Annotated in this window: 14 protein-coding genes and 1 pseudogene; 1 reads left to right on the top strand and 14 read right to left on the bottom strand. The window is 47.1% G+C overall.

All coding sequences use genetic code 11. The annotated features are described in order from the left end of the window. Nucleotides 1-9: 9 nt before the first annotated feature. The 10 genes from atpH to mioC form a co-directional block, all read right to left on the bottom strand. Nucleotides 10-543 (bottom strand): F0F1 ATP synthase subunit delta, encoded by a 534-nt coding sequence (atpH, locus tag ACMHXE_RS06050; RefSeq protein ID WP_039035951.1) that lies wholly within the window; start codon nucleotides 541-543, stop codon nucleotides 10-12. Nucleotides 544-558: 15 nt separating this feature from the next. Beyond that, nucleotides 559-1,029, bottom strand: a complete 471-nt coding sequence (atpF, locus tag ACMHXE_RS06045; RefSeq protein ID WP_028780952.1) for a F0F1 ATP synthase subunit B — start codon at nucleotides 1,027-1,029, stop codon at nucleotides 559-561. A 37-nt stretch (nucleotides 1,030-1,066) separates the two neighbouring features. Further along, on the bottom strand, nucleotides 1,067-1,318 hold the full coding sequence (gene atpE, locus ACMHXE_RS06040) for a F0F1 ATP synthase subunit C (RefSeq protein ID WP_025011729.1): 252 nt from the start codon (nucleotides 1,316-1,318) through the stop codon (nucleotides 1,067-1,069). Nucleotides 1,319-1,384: 66 nt separating this feature from the next. Continuing rightward, the gene (gene atpB, locus ACMHXE_RS06035; RefSeq protein WP_039035950.1) at nucleotides 1,385-2,179 is read right to left on the bottom strand and encodes a F0F1 ATP synthase subunit A; all 795 of its coding nucleotides are present in this window, start codon (nucleotides 2,177-2,179) and stop codon (nucleotides 1,385-1,387) included. Between the two features lie 12 nt (nucleotides 2,180-2,191). Further along, nucleotides 2,192-2,575, bottom strand: a complete 384-nt coding sequence (locus ACMHXE_RS06030) for an ATP synthase subunit I (protein ID WP_101057236.1) — start codon at nucleotides 2,573-2,575, stop codon at nucleotides 2,192-2,194. A 225-nt stretch (nucleotides 2,576-2,800) separates the two neighbouring features. Next, nucleotides 2,801-3,682: a ParB/RepB/Spo0J family partition protein gene (locus tag ACMHXE_RS06025; RefSeq protein ID WP_039035948.1), complete on the bottom strand. Its 882-nt coding sequence runs from the start codon at nucleotides 3,680-3,682 to the stop codon at nucleotides 2,801-2,803. 10 nt (nucleotides 3,683-3,692) lie between these two features. Beyond that, nucleotides 3,693-4,481, bottom strand: a complete 789-nt coding sequence (locus ACMHXE_RS06020) for a ParA family protein (protein ID WP_039035962.1) — start codon at nucleotides 4,479-4,481, stop codon at nucleotides 3,693-3,695. 86 nt (nucleotides 4,482-4,567) lie between these two features. Then, nucleotides 4,568-5,191 (bottom strand): 16S rRNA (guanine(527)-N(7))-methyltransferase RsmG, encoded by a 624-nt coding sequence (rsmG, locus tag ACMHXE_RS06015; RefSeq protein WP_226565539.1) that lies wholly within the window; start codon nucleotides 5,189-5,191, stop codon nucleotides 4,568-4,570. Between the two features lie 100 nt (nucleotides 5,192-5,291). Continuing rightward, on the bottom strand, nucleotides 5,292-7,181 hold the full coding sequence (gene mnmG / locus ACMHXE_RS06010) for a tRNA uridine-5-carboxymethylaminomethyl(34) synthesis enzyme MnmG (protein WP_224868226.1): 1,890 nt from the start codon (nucleotides 7,179-7,181) through the stop codon (nucleotides 5,292-5,294). A gap of 450 nt (nucleotides 7,182-7,631) precedes the next feature. Beyond that, entirely contained in the window at nucleotides 7,632-8,072 is a 441-nt protein-coding gene (mioC, locus tag ACMHXE_RS06005) for an FMN-binding protein MioC (protein WP_101057230.1), read from the bottom strand. Between the two features lie 148 nt (nucleotides 8,073-8,220). On the opposite strand from mioC, the gene ACMHXE_RS06000 reads away from it, so the two are divergent. Next, nucleotides 8,221-9,072 carry an endonuclease/exonuclease/phosphatase family protein gene (locus tag ACMHXE_RS06000; RefSeq protein WP_413731669.1) on the top strand — a complete coding sequence of 284 codons (852 nt, stop codon included), beginning with the start codon at nucleotides 8,221-8,223 and terminating at the stop codon, nucleotides 9,070-9,072. A gap of 43 nt (nucleotides 9,073-9,115) precedes the next feature. Here ACMHXE_RS06000 and ACMHXE_RS05995 read toward each other — a convergent pair. From ACMHXE_RS05995 to mnmE, 4 genes and pseudogenes are all read right to left on the bottom strand, one after another. Further along, nucleotides 9,116-9,570, bottom strand: a pseudogene (locus tag ACMHXE_RS05995) (transposase); the annotation flags it as partial. 214 nt (nucleotides 9,571-9,784) lie between these two features. After that, a complete protein-coding gene (locus tag ACMHXE_RS05990; protein WP_413731667.1) occupies nucleotides 9,785-11,107 on the bottom strand; it encodes a hypothetical protein in 1,323 nt (440 codons plus the stop codon). 439 nt (nucleotides 11,108-11,546) lie between these two features. Further along, a complete protein-coding gene (locus tag ACMHXE_RS05985) occupies nucleotides 11,547-12,704 on the bottom strand; it encodes a site-specific integrase (protein ID WP_413731665.1) in 1,158 nt (385 codons plus the stop codon). Nucleotides 12,705-12,856: 152 nt separating this feature from the next. Next, nucleotides 12,857-14,218, bottom strand: coding sequence for a tRNA uridine-5-carboxymethylaminomethyl(34) synthesis GTPase MnmE (gene mnmE, locus ACMHXE_RS05980; protein ID WP_101056525.1), 1,362 nt, complete (start codon nucleotides 14,216-14,218; stop codon nucleotides 12,857-12,859). Between the last annotated feature and the right edge of the window lie 24 nt (nucleotides 14,219-14,242).

The following is a 14,242-nucleotide window of genomic DNA, read 5'->3' as shown; positions in this document are numbered from 1 at the left end:
AACTCCCAATTACGACTGCAGCTTATCAGACAGGCGGTTTAATTTACCGCGGACGGATCCATCTATCACCAGATCCCCTGCCTTGATAATAATACCGGCGATAAGCTCGGCATCGACGCTGCAATTCAGCTTAACTTTGCGTGCGAGACGTTTCTCTAAAGAAACACTGATCTGCTGTTGCTGCTCAGAGCTAAGCTCAGTAGCAGAGACCACGTTGGCTTCGATTTCCTTAGCCCATTCGTGGCGAAACTCAGCATAGAGCTGAGATACAGCAGACAGTACCTCCAAGCGACCGTTTTCAGCCATTACCTTGATCAGATTTTGACCGTGCTCATCAATTTGCTCGCCACAGATATTGATAAAGAGTGCAGCTAGCTTATTGCTGGACATAGATCCAGCCAGCAGTGGCTTCATGGATTCGTTTTCACTCACCATTGCCGCGAAATCGAGCATTTCTGCCCAGTTTTCTACTGCTTGATGTTCAACAGCAAAGTCAAAAGCTGCCTTAGCGTAAGGGCGAGCAATGGTGGTTAACTCAGCCATAACTCAACTCCCTTATCAAATTTCAGCAACTAGTTTATTAACTATGTCGCTTTGGGCGGCTTCATCAATCGAACGCTCGAGGATCTTCTCTGCACCAGTGATGGCAAGAGTCGCAACCTGCTTACGCAGTTCCTCTTTCACGCGATTACGTTCAGCTTCAATTTCTGCTTTACCCTGAGCAATGATTTTCGCACGCTCAGCGTCTGCTTCAGCTTTGGCTTCATCAATAATCTGAGCCTTGCGCTTGTTGGCAGACTCAATGATTTCGTTGGCTGTAGCCTTGGCGTCTTTCAGTTGGTCAGTCGCTTTCGCTTGAGCCAACTCCAGGTCTTTTGCTGCACGGTCAGCGTCAGCAAGACCATCAGCAATCCTTTTCTGGCGCGCTTCGATGGCATTCATCAAAGGGGGCCATACAAACTTCATGCAGAACCACACGAAGATAATAAAGGCGACCGTCTGACCGATTAGGGTAGCGTTGATATTCACAACAGCCTCCTATTTAGAGTTAAGACAGAAGCGTTTATTACAGCATTGCACCCAGTGGGTTAGTAAACAGCATGTAAAGTGCAATACCTACACCGATCATGGTCACGGCATCGAGCAGACCCGCTACAATGAACATCTTAACTTGCAGCATAGGGGCCATTTCTGGCTGACGCGCAGCGCCTTCCAGGAACTTACCACCCAAAAGGCCGAAACCGATAGCGGTACCCAGTGCACCCAAACCAATGAGCAGAGCAACAGCAATTGCAGTAAAGCCCAGAATCGTTTCCATCTGTATCTCCAGTATCTAAATCTGTGTTGGTTGATGATTTAGTTTAAAAAATTTCTTCAGCAGTCCTTAATGATCTTCATGAGCCATGCTTAGGTAAACGATAGTCAGCATCATGAAAATAAACGCTTGCAGCGTGATAACCAGAATATGGAAGATCAGCCAGCCCAGTTGCAGAGTCACACCCAGAGCAGCAATCGCCAAGTTGGTACCATACATCAGCGCAATAAGGATGAAGATCAACTCACCTGCATACAAGTTACCAAAAAGACGTAGCCCCAATGAAATAGGTTTAGCTATCAAGGTAACAGTTTCGAGCAGGAAGTTGACGGGTATCATTGCCCAATGGTTGAAGGGCTGTAGCGTCAGTTCTTTCGCAAATCCTGACACACCTTTGACCTTGATGCTGTAGTAAATAATCAGCACAAACACGCCCAACGCGAGGCTGAAAGTGATGTTAAGGTCAGTAGTCGGTACTATCTTCAGATAAGGCACACCAGCCAAAGCGGCAGTATGTGGTATCCAGTCAACTGGCACCATATCCATGAGGTTCATCATGAATACCCACATAAAAATAGTCAGAGCAAGAGGTGCAATCAAAGCATTGCGACCGTGGAATGTATCTTTAACGCTGTTGTCGACAAACTCGACGATCATTTCGATAAAGCATTGAAGCTTACCGGGAACGCCAGAGGTTGCTTTTTTACCAACGCTGCGGAACAACCACAGAAACAGCACGCCAAGACCAACCGAAAAGAGCAATGAATCAATGTGCCATGTCCAGAAACCTTCACCAACGGTAAGGTTGGTAAGGTGATGCTGGATATAGCCCTGCGGTGTTAATGTTTCACCAGGTGCAGCCATGATTCATCCCACTTAACTTTGCTTGAAGTACAAAGGAGCTGCCCAATGCACAATCAACGCCAGTACATAGCAAATAAAAAGGGGCATGAATGCGACCTTTAAATTGATAAATACCAGCGAAAACAACGCTATTGTCAACAGCAACTTTACCGCTTCCCCCCAGTAAAAGCCTTTGAGAACCTTACCGGCAGAGCTTGCTCCCATATGGGAAAAAGCCAGGGTAGCGAATACAAAATTAGGGAGCACAGCTATGGCAGTTCCTGCCAGAGCAGAATAGCCAAACTGGGCTCCCCACACGGCAAAGAAGATAATTGAAGCACCCCCAGCTATCGCCGCCTGCATCATCACCAATTTATAGGCTGACCAACGGCCACGACGCGCTAAAACCTTACTCAATTATTCTTCTCCGCATTCCTACTTTTTGTTTCGATGACCGGACTACAAATATCCGTATAGAGTCGAGGTACAAAAAGCTTGCGAAAGTATACCTTTTCAAGTCTTGTTTGCAACTTTGAGATAAGTAAAAACCTCACCTTTTAACGTGATACAGCCCCAAATTCGCATAAATGCAATATTAACAAACGTCACAAATTTACACTAAATAGCGTTAACGACGTTTTTTTAATGGATTTTGGCAAGAATGCCGTCTAATTCAGCCAGATTTTGATAGTTAATTACAATTTTTCCCTTTCCCTTACTACCGTGGGAAATGGAAACTTTTGCACCTAACCTTTCAATTAACTGACTCTCCAGACGAGCAACATCGGTATCTTTTACAGGCTTTTCGGCCTCTTTGGCAGGATTTAAGACTTTATTAACCAATCGTTCTGTTTCACGAACGGTCAATTCCTTCGCTACCACCAATCGAGCAACAGAAGTTTGCTCCTCACCTTGCAATGCCAGCAAGGCTCGGGCATGACCCATCTCAATATCACCGTACTCCAGTAATCGCTTTACCGGTTCATTCAATCCATTGAGTCGCAGCAAATTTGAAACGGTAGCCCGTGATTTTCCCACAGCATCAGCTATTTGTTGGTGAGTAAGATCAAATTCTTCGATCAAACGGTTAAGCGCAATAGCCTCTTCCATGGCATTGAGATCTTCCCGCTGAATGTTTTCTATCAGGGCAATAGCCACAGCAGCCTCATCGGCAACCTGTTTGACTATACAGGGCACCTTGTCCAACTTGGCCAGCTGCGCCGCACGCCAGCGACGTTCACCAGCGATAATTTCGTATTTGTCATCACTGATCTTACGCACCACTATGGGCTGAATAACGCCCTGAGCCTTGATAGATTCAGCCAGCTCTTCCAGCGCCTCCGGCGACATATCTTTACGGGGTTGATACTTACCGGGCTGCAGCAGATCCACATCCAAAGTCAGCAGGGTTTCGCCGGCATCAACCTTGGATTGCTCGGCATCATCACGCTTCTTACTCGCCGCATGGCTGGTACTCAAAAGTGCGTCCAGGCCCTTGCCCAGACCCCGTTTTTTCAGTGTCATGCTCATTCCTTTATGCCTGTTTCGCTTGCTGATTCTGCTCTGAGCGACGAATGATTTCGCCGGCTAAAGCCAGATAGGCCTTGGCCCCAGCGCTACTCTTGTCATAGTACATAGCCGGAGCGCCAAAACTCGGCGCTTCGGCCAAGCGAATATTTCTTGGGATCACAGTGCGGTAAACCTTGTCACCGAAATGCTGTTTCAGTTGATCGGAAACATCGTTGGCCAGACGGTTGCGGGGATCGTACATGGTTCTGAGTATTCCCTCGATCCCGAGTTTAGGGTTAACCATGGCCGCCAACTTGGAAATGGTATCCATCAGGGCAGTCAAGCCTTCCAGGGCATAATACTCACACTGCATGGGAACCAGTACTGAGTCGGCCGCCGACATGGCGTTCACAGTCAACATATTCAGCGAAGGAGGGCAGTCGATAAAGATAAAGTCGTACTCATCCTGCACCTTTGCCAAGGCGTTGCGCAGGCGAATCTCCCTGGCAAAGAACTCCATCAATTTGATTTCGGCGGCTGTCACATCACCATTGGCGGCAATGAGATCGTATTTTCCGGCAGTGTTACGCACGACGACTTCGTCAAAACTCTTTTCTTCCACCAGCAACTCATAGGCGGTGTTTTCAACTTCGTATTTGTCGACGCCACTCCCCATGGTGGCATTGCCCTGGGGATCCAGATCGATCAATAGCACCCGCCGCTTAGTTGCCGCCAAAGAGGCAGCCAAATTAACACAAGTTGTTGTTTTTCCAACGCCACCTTTCTGGTTGGCTACGGCAATAATTCTCGCCACACTGTCACCTTGTCTGTCAATTTTGTTATTGATGCCCGGTTCCGTTTGCATCAAGTTGCTTGATACGCCAGCCAATTGCAAGGCATTCAAACCTGGGGAGCTATGATCAGCAGATGTCTCTGTTCATCCAATTTTGGAACCTTGAGTTCAATGGATTCCCTGATACTGTACCCCTCAGGGATCCCGGTTAACTCATCAGGGTTCAGTTGCCCTTTAAGGGCATAGAATACCCCATTTTGCGCCGGCAAATGCTGACACCAGCTTAACATGTCTGCCACTGAGGCAAAGGCGCGGCTTAGCACGCCGTCAAACCCTTGCGGATCCTGAAAGGCTTCCACCCGGCTCTCTACCGACTGTATATTTTTCAATTTGAGTTCAATCTGGACCTGTTTTTGAAAACGGATCCGCTTGCCCAAGCTATCGAGCAATACAAATTCTTTATCCGGATTCAAAATCGCCAGCGGGATACCGGGCAACCCAGGGCCTGTGCCCACGTCGATAAAACGCTGTCCCTTGAGATGAGGAGAGACGACCAGGCTATCCATGATATGACGGATGAGCATCTGCTCAGGTTCGCGCACCGAGGTCAGGTTATAGGCTTTATTCCATTTGTTGAGCATGGCAACAAAACCAAGCAACTGTTGCTGCTGTTCATCCGATGCATTGAGGCCTGTCTCAGCCAGATATGTTTTTAACTGTGCTGCAAGCACGGGTATTCTCCCCAGAAAAATACTGCGGGGCTATTATGCGGCCCCAAAACGGCCAAGGGAAGCATCTACAGCTTCCCCGGCTCTGGAATGGTTTACTGTATCAGGCCGTTCGGCGCAGTAATCCCCGTTTTTTCAGATGCACCAGCAAAATGGAGATGGCTGCCGGAGTTACCCCCGAGATCCTGGAGGCCTGGCCTATGGTCTCCGGTTTATGGGCATTGAGCTTGGCGATCACTTCGTTGGATAAGCCTGGCACTTCGTTGTAATCGAGCTCCAGCGGCAGGCCGGTATTTTCGTTACGCTGTGCTTTGGCGATCTCTTCCTGCTGGCGCTGAATATAACCGGCATATTTAACCTGGATCTGCACCTGTTCGGCCGCTTGACGATCTTCGAGCCCCGGCCCGAAACCTTCAATCCCCATAAGCTTGTCATAGTCCAACTCAGGACGACGCAGCAGCTCTTCAAACGAAGCTTCGCGAGATATTGGAGTATTGAGATGCGGATTCAGCGCTTCAACCAGAGGGGAATTCACATGGATCCATTGACTGCGCAGACGTTGCAGCTCAGATTCTATCGCCTCAACCTTGGCTGAGAACTTGGCCCAGCGCTGATCGTCAACCAAACCCAGCTCGCGGCCTTTCTCGGTCAGGCGCAGATCGGCATTATCTTCGCGCAGCAGCAAGCGATATTCGGCGCGGCTGGTAAACATACGATAGGGCTCCTTGGTGCCCAAAGTCGATAGATCATCCACCAGCACGCCAAGATAAGCCTGATCCCGTCTAGGTGCCCAAGCGTCTTTACCTTGCACCTGTAAAGCCGCATTCATGCCGGCCAACAGGCCTTGAGCTCCTGCCTCTTCATAACCTGTGGTGCCGTTGATTTGACCTGCAAAGAACAACCCATTTATGGTTTTGGTTTCCAGCGAATTTTTCAGATCTCTGGGATCAAAGTAATCATATTCAATGGCATAGCCAGGGCGCATGATCTCGGCATTTTCCATCCCCTTGATCGAGCGGACCAAAGCAATTTGCACATCGAATGGCAAACTGGTTGAGATACCGTTGGGGTATAGCTCATTGGTATTGAGTCCCTCAGGTTCAATAAAGATCTGATGCGAATTCTTGTCAGCAAAGCGATGGATCTTGTCTTCAATAGATGGACAGTACCTAGGGCCTATCCCTTCAATAACCCCTGAATACATGGGGCTTCTGTCCAAACCGCCACGAATTATCTCGTGAGTTTTTTCATTGGTATGGGTGATATAGCAAGAGATCTGCTGTGGATGCTGACTCACATCACCGATAAAAGACATCACAGGAAGAGGATTATCTCCCTGCTGTTCAGTCATCTGCTCGAAGTCGACGCTGCGAGCATCGATACGAGGCGGCGTCCCCGTCTTGAGGCGGCCAACCCGAATTGGTAATTCTCTGAGTCTGTGGGCCAGCGCGATCGCAGGAGGATCACCGGCACGACCACCACTGTAGTTTTCCAATCCGATATGGATCTTACCTCCCAGGAAAGTTCCTGCCGTCAACACCACAGCAGGAGCTTCAAAGGCTAGTCCCATTTGGGTGACAACCCCAATAACTCTGTTGTTTTCAACAACCAGATCGTCAACAGCTTGTTGAAAGATCCTTAGGTTGGGCTGGTTTTGCAATATTTTTTGGATCTTTTGTCGATACAAGGAACGATCTGCTTGGGCTCTGGTAGCTCTTACCGCTGGACCCTTACTTGAATTCAGGGTTCTGAACTGGATCCCGGCATAATCAGTTGCTGTTGCCATGGCGCCACCCAAAGCATCTATCTCTTTAACCAAGTGCCCTTTACCTATTCCCCCTATAGCCGGGTTACAGGACATCTGACCCAAAGTGTCAATATTGTGGGTCAAGAGCAGAGTATTTACTCCCATTCTGGCAGCTGCCAATGCGGCTTCAGTTCCGGCATGACCACCACCTACAACAATTACATCAAACCGTTCATGAAAACGCATAGATTTACCTTTGGCTGAGCAAGGGAAGAAAAAGGAATTTCAGCCGATCATTTTAGCACCTGTAAGGATTCAGGTGAATGCTCTATTTCATGCAGATGGATCGCAAGGGATCTGCCTTATAGATCTTAAGATCTTTATATAGATCTTCTTACTATGTTTACTATTAGGATCGGGGTTTTCTGTGGGTAACAATATTAAATGTTTTAAAACATATAGTTAGGCTTAGCTCAACCTGTGATCTCTTGGCGATCTATCTCCATTAAAGCTGGGGATAGATCGCGATCTTATCCACAAGGGGGATCTTGCCTGCATTCAGGATCCGATTCATGCAAAGATTGATCAGATCAAAATAAAGTATTATCCACAGAGTTATCTTTTTTTTAGCTAATCTGTGGGTAAGTTAGGTCTAAATTGTGAGTACTTGATGCTTTATTCAGTTGCAAATCTGTTTTAGAGCTTGCCTAACCAGCTATCGAGCCATGCCAGTGCTGGATCTTCCGGTACGGGATCGTACTGAACATCGATCTGGATCTTATCCACATAGGATTGGGCGCCAAGGGCGCTCAGTTGTTGCAACAGCTTTTCCGGGCCTTGACAGAAAGTATCGTAACTCGAGTCGCCGATCGCGCATAAAGCGAACCGACACTCTTGCAGGGGAAGGTTTGATTGAAGTAATTCCTGATAAAAAGGCTGCAAATTATCCGGAAGATCGCCGGCTCCATGGGTAGAGGAAACGATCAACCAAAGGGCTTTGGGATCCAGTTGCTCCAATTTTGGGGTTAGGTACAGGCTTGTCTGATGGCCGTTTTGTTCAAGCTTATTGATGAGTTCTTCGGCGACATATTCGGCTCCTCCTAAGGTGGTTCCGACCAATACTTCGACTTTCGCCATGATAATCCTCTCTGTATGTAGCGCCTGGCGCCTTGATTTTATAAGCCCATATTAATCCAATTTGCGGTGACAGACAGCCTTGGGTAACCTGAGTTTGAGTACTATTACATTGATCCTGTTGTAGGCTCTTTCTGCGCTTGAGGCTGATATGAAACTGAAGTGGTTGCTGATCCTACCGTTGCTTTCTTTGCTGGTGATACTCGGGGGATGGCATTGGTTGTTTACTGTACCGGCAAATGTTCAACTGCAATCTGATAGGGGTGATACCAATACCGGCGCGGCTTGTATCCAAACGCCAAAGGCAAAGGTGCTGGATAATAATGGCGAGTTTGGTGTGTTGACCTGGAATATTCAGAAACAGCAAAATGGCTTATGGCGTTCTCGTCTTAATGATTTTGCAACAGGCAGGCAGTTGGTGCTATTGCAGGAAGCAAGTCTTGATCCCGGCATGTATCTCTATTTGAGTGCCGCGCAGTGGTTTTGGCGTTTCGCCAATGCTTTCAGTGTATTGGATACTCCGGCCGGAGTGATGAATCTGTCGAGCAGTGCTCCCTTGAGCAGTTGCGGCTACCGTACTCTTGAGCCCTGGCTGCGGTTGCCCAAGACGGCCTTGGTCGCTAAATATCCTTTGTCTGATGGCTCATTATTGACTGTGGTCAATGTCCATGGAATTAACTTCAGTGTCGGTATTGAGGAATATCGGCAGCAACTCAAGTCTTTGACCGAAGCCCTTGCCGAGGAAAGAGTCATGGGGCCTATTATTTTGGCGGGCGATTTCAATACCTGGAGTGAGGAACGCAGTATGCTGCTGGCAGACTTCGCTTCTTCTTTGGGTTTGAATGAGGCTCATTTTGGCGAGGATAACAGGGTGAGAGTTCTGGGATATCCCCTAGATCATCTCTTTTATCGAGGATTGAAGCCCAAAGAGCTGTATGTGCCGGAAACAGAAGTGTCTGATCACAATCCCATTATCGCCAACTTTGTGATTGCCGAGCGCTAGGCCTTAGGTCACTCATGTTTCCCGGCTCCCGGGCCCATTTCTGACCTTCCCCCCTGAGCAAACCATGCAGCATCAGATACCCATAGCGAGGATATTGCGTCGCCAGCGCCTTCAGTCGCTGTTTGAGCCCATTGTCTGACTTTGTCCTGGATTGATAGCGATATGCAGTCCGGCTAAGCCCTGCCAGCTGACAGGCTACTCGCTCACTGAGGCTGAATCCCTCAATCAGGTGTTGAACAACAGGCTTTTTGGCCGCTGGCGTTACCACTTTTTTGACAGCACATCCTTCATTGCTTCGACTTCCAGCATCTTGTCGGCCAACATCTTTTTGAGCTTGTTGTTCTCCGCTTCCAACTCCCTCAGCCGCTTCGCTTCGTTCACTTCCAGCCCGGCATACTTGCTGCGCCAGTTATAGAAAGTGCCCGTGGATATGCCCATTTCACGGCAAATGTCATCGACTTTTGAACACCCTCGTTCTTCGGTGTAACGTTTCTTCATGTTGAGATCTCCATTGGCTCTAGTGTATTGGAAATCTCATCAATGTCATGGTCTTAAATTCGGGGGAAAGGTCAAGATAAACCTGTGACTCTATGAAAATATGAAGAAATGACATCATGCGTTACATGTCACATTTTGCATCTGTGAAATGTAACGAGGTGCATTGGATAGCGGCAGCCTTTTTGTGATGTGAAAACCTCCGATAATAAATTGTTCAGCAATTCCCTGAAGCATAAGCAATCATGGTATCAATAGGGTTTTCTCCGTGATAAAAGACGCGTAAAGCGAATCCTTCACCTAAACAAGCCTGCTTTGTATTTTTTCCGAAAACAATTGCCCGGCCGTTATATCTCCAAAGATACTTATTTTGTTGTTTTAGTTTTGCTGTCTCTTTGGTATCTGCAAGTCTCATTGGGATACCAATGCTATTGCAGATTTCCATTAGCCTTGGTATATTAATTGCCAACGAAATATATTTTCTTCCAAATAACAAATCAAATTTTAAATCATCAGGGATTGGTAAATTATATATTGTTAAGCCTAAAGGGTCCATCATGCAATTAATTAAAGATGTTCTAGGGCAATCTGTGGTTGCCCCCATTCCTGAAAACCATGCTTCAAATGCTATTTGGCCAGGGATTTTAAAATGTCTAGATTTATAACACCCAATATATAAACAATCTTGAATGACATCTATTGCATAACCCTTTGACTCGCTTTTTTCACTCAACTCAATAATTGAACTGTACCAATTTTCAACTAAAGTTGGCAATTCATGGATTTTAACTTGTTCTCCTGTATATGCATCGATCCCTTCATTGTTTAATAAAGTTTCTTTTACTGATAACATACGTTGCTTTTGGCGAATAACTCTCTGAACTTGCTTTTGAAAATCATCGGATTTGTTTGGAAGGAGTCTAGGTACATCCTGAGCATCAACCAACGTTGGCATATCTTTTAGGATATCTAGTATATGTCGGTTTGTTTCGCCATCTTTTACTTCATAGATATTAGTTCGACCATGCGTTGTGACATGATAAATATCACCAATTTGGATGAAACTAGTTAGGTCTGATATTAGTGCAATAGAATCAGGATCATTTTCATGGCATTGCTCTACAATAGAAATAACTGATTCAATATTGGCTTCTTGAAGTATAGGAGGTTTTTGCGCCATGAAAAAACGTTTTGCATAAGCAAGCTCATGCTTAAATAATTGCCAACCTATCGCATCAGAAATTCCAATATATGAGAAGCGTCGAGCATCGCTAACTTCATACCTGTCACCATCAGAAAGAAGACTGCAGATTATTTTTCCTTGAGCAATCCGCATTCCCTGATGAGTTAAACTAATGAATTCATCAATGGTATCTTGTGTTGGCCTGTCTCCTTCTACGAGTTTAAACTTTGGCCACACAGGCTCAGAGTGCTTACAAGAAAATTGATACAAATCGTATAACTCAGCCTCCAATATAGCCGGCAACACTTGTGGAATAAGCTTATTAAGTGAAGGGGTTTTACTTCTTTTTTTTGGCATGCCGGTTAATTTTCCTATAACTGATACTAAATACTAACCCTAAGTCAACCTAATGAATAATGCCGTAATGGAATAAGCACAGATAAACGTACACTGGTGTCAATACTTGTTGATGTAATTGACACCTCAACTTTTAGCTACTATGCCTTAAGGTGTCATTCGACATCAACTACTGATCATTGACTAAGGAAGGACGCTATATGTCTGTAAAGCATACCCCAACAGGAGTGGTACACAGCGGTACGAAAGGCGGCAATACTGGCTGCGGCACTGATACCAAGAAAAATTCTGACCATTGGGTTAATTCCCATGAGAAAATCACTTGCGATAAGAATGGCTGTAAAAACTAACTTTCATATGTAATTGATGAAGGGCACCGTTGATGTGCCCTTTTATTTTGATTTCGAACAGACCTGCATGATTGGAAGAGGAAATTGTTTTAGCCTGATTGTTCTTCAAAAATATCCGGAAAGGTTCGCATGGCCGTAGTGCGGCGGGTTTCCAGGATATCTGCGTAGATTTCTGTCGTTCTGAGTTCGCTGTGGCCAAGCAGTCTGGATAGTGAATAGATGTCCAGGCCACGGGCAAGCTGGTTTACTGCAAAGGTGTGACGGCCTGCATGAAAAGTAACGTGTTTGGTGATTCCTGCACGTATGGCCCACTGCACCAAAGCTACGTTGCTGTAGCTATTGTAACGTAAGCCTTTAAACACTCGTTCTGTAGGTTTACCTCTCATATCCAAGTTGAGAAGACGCACGGCGGAATCCGGCAGGTCCAGGTATTGCAGGCCATTTCCAGAGTTTTTGAGTTTTTTCTGGGAAAAGATGATCCTGTAATGGCCTTGGGCAAACACCTCTATTTCTCCCCATACCAGCTTATGAATGTCTGACCAACGCAATCCTGTGGTGCATGAGAACAGGAACGCTCTCCGTAACACATCGTAGCGGCATTCTGCCTTGGTAAGAGCCTTTACCTCATCCAGGGTGAGATAGGTGCGCTGTGTCCTTTCTGCTTTGATGGATTTGACTTGTTCGGCCGGGTTATCCCTGATGATGCGATCTCGTTGCGCTTGATTAAGTGTTGCTCGGATTTTGTTGAAGTAACTGCAGGCCGTATTTCTGGAGATATTTTCGTCGGATTTTGTCATAGCCTCGTGCTGTAGGTAGTGACGAAAACCTTCCAGAAAGTACTTATCAACCTGCTCAAAGTTGAGCTCAGCGTGGCCGTAGTATCTATGCAGATGGATACCCGCCGAGACCCAGATAGAGTAATTAGATTTGCTTCCAGAGGCTTTACTGGCCGTGAGTTGATCGAAGTAGTCAAAGAAGCTGGCATTGAGTTTGGTTCGGTCATTCAAGCCATGTTTGGCCGATTCCATTTCCAGCAGACGTTTGGCACGAATGGCCTCTGCTTTTTGCAGTGTGATCTTGTTGTGCTCGCGCTCAGCTACGTTCTTTGGCTTGTTGTAGAGTGGTTCATAAGAGCGCTTTTGGGCCCTTGAACCGTCTTCCGAGGTCTTTGAGCCGTAATAGTACACAAGCCTGATGGGGCGCAGGCCATTCTTATCTGGTTCTCGCTTTTGTATATTGATTTTCATAGGTTTTTCTCATCTTGTGCTCCAGAATTTATCTTTGGAGCACATACGGAGCAAGAATCGACAAAACCCTTCAAATCGCTTCTCACTGAGTAAAACAAAATTATTTTAAAATCATAATGTTGTTTTGATTTCGTTTGATGCGTTTTACTATTTTACTTCCCGATACAGAAGCTGGAAAAAATTCTTCCCAGCAGATCGTCCGAGGTGAATTGGCCGGTGATTTCGGCCAGAGCCTGTTGAGTCATGCGCAGTTCTTCGGCCAGCAGCTCACCTGCCTGATAGACTTCCAGCTGTACTTTGCCCTGCTGCAGATGGTCACCAGCGACTTCCAGGGCTTCCAGGTGGCGGCGACGGGCGATAAAACCGCCTTCCAAGTTACTCTGATAGCCCATCAGGTTCTTGAGGTGCTGTTTCAGCGCATCGACCCCGAGCCCTGTTTTGGCTGAGATCCTAAAAACGTCATAGCCTTTCTCTTCGCTGGGGTTCAGTGATTCACCGGTCAGATCCGCCTTATTGCGTACCACTGTGACGCCGAGGTTTTCCGGCAGGCGATCAATAAAATCAGGCCAGATTTCATGGGGATCAACGGCTTGGGTTTCTGTGCCATCGACCATAAACAATACTCTGTCGGCGGTAGCGATTTCTGCCCAGGCTCTTTCTATGCCTATCTGTTCCACTGTGTCAGTGGTGTCGCGCAGGCCGGCTGTGTCTATGACATGCAGCGGCATGCCATCCAAGTGGATATGCTCCCGCAATACATCCCTTGTGGTGCCGGCTATTTCGGTGACTATCGCTGACTCTTTTCCCGCCAGGGCGTTGAGCAGACTGGACTTACCTGCGTTGGGGCGACCGGCTATCACTACTTTCATCCCTTCGCGGATGATGGCGCCCTGCTTGGCACTGGCCTGTACCAAGTCCAGTTTATCTATGATGCGATAAAGGGCATTGGCAATCTTGCCGTCGGAGAGGAAATCCACCTCTTCATCGGGAAAGTCGATGGCGGCCTCGACATAGAGACGCAGATTGGTAACCTGTTCCACCAACTCATGCACTTCGCGGGAAAACTCGCCCTGAAGTGATTGTAGTGCGCTTTTGGCGGCCTGTTCACTGGTGGCATCGATAAGATCGGCAATCGCTTCTGCCTGGGTTAGATCCAGCTTGTCATTCATAAAGGCCTGTTCGCTGAACTCCCCTGGGCGTGCCAAGCGGATCCCCTCGACTTCCAGGACTCGCTTAATCAGCATGTCCATGACGATTTGACCACCATGGCCCTGAAGTTCCAGCACATCTTCACCGGTAAAAGAATTCGGGCCTTTGAAGAACAGGGCGATACCCTGATCCAGCACTTCTCCATGACTTCCTTTGAAGTCACAGTAATCGGCATATCTTGGCTTGGGCTGGTGGCCCAGTAATGCCTGTGCAACGGCTTGGGCCTTGGGCCCCGAGACTCTGACTATGCCAACACCACCGCGACCTGGAGCGGTGGCCTGGGCCACGATAGTATCTGTTGTCACTGCATTAACCCTTGAAAACTTATT

Origin of the sequence: Shewanella sp. BJSY2023SW007 (genome assembly GCF_047314525.1) — a bacterium.
GTDB classification, from domain to species: Bacteria; Pseudomonadota; Gammaproteobacteria; order Enterobacterales; family Shewanellaceae; genus Shewanella; species Shewanella chilikensis.
Note: the sequence above shows the minus strand (reverse complement) of the source record. Positions and strands in the feature narration are given on the sequence as shown.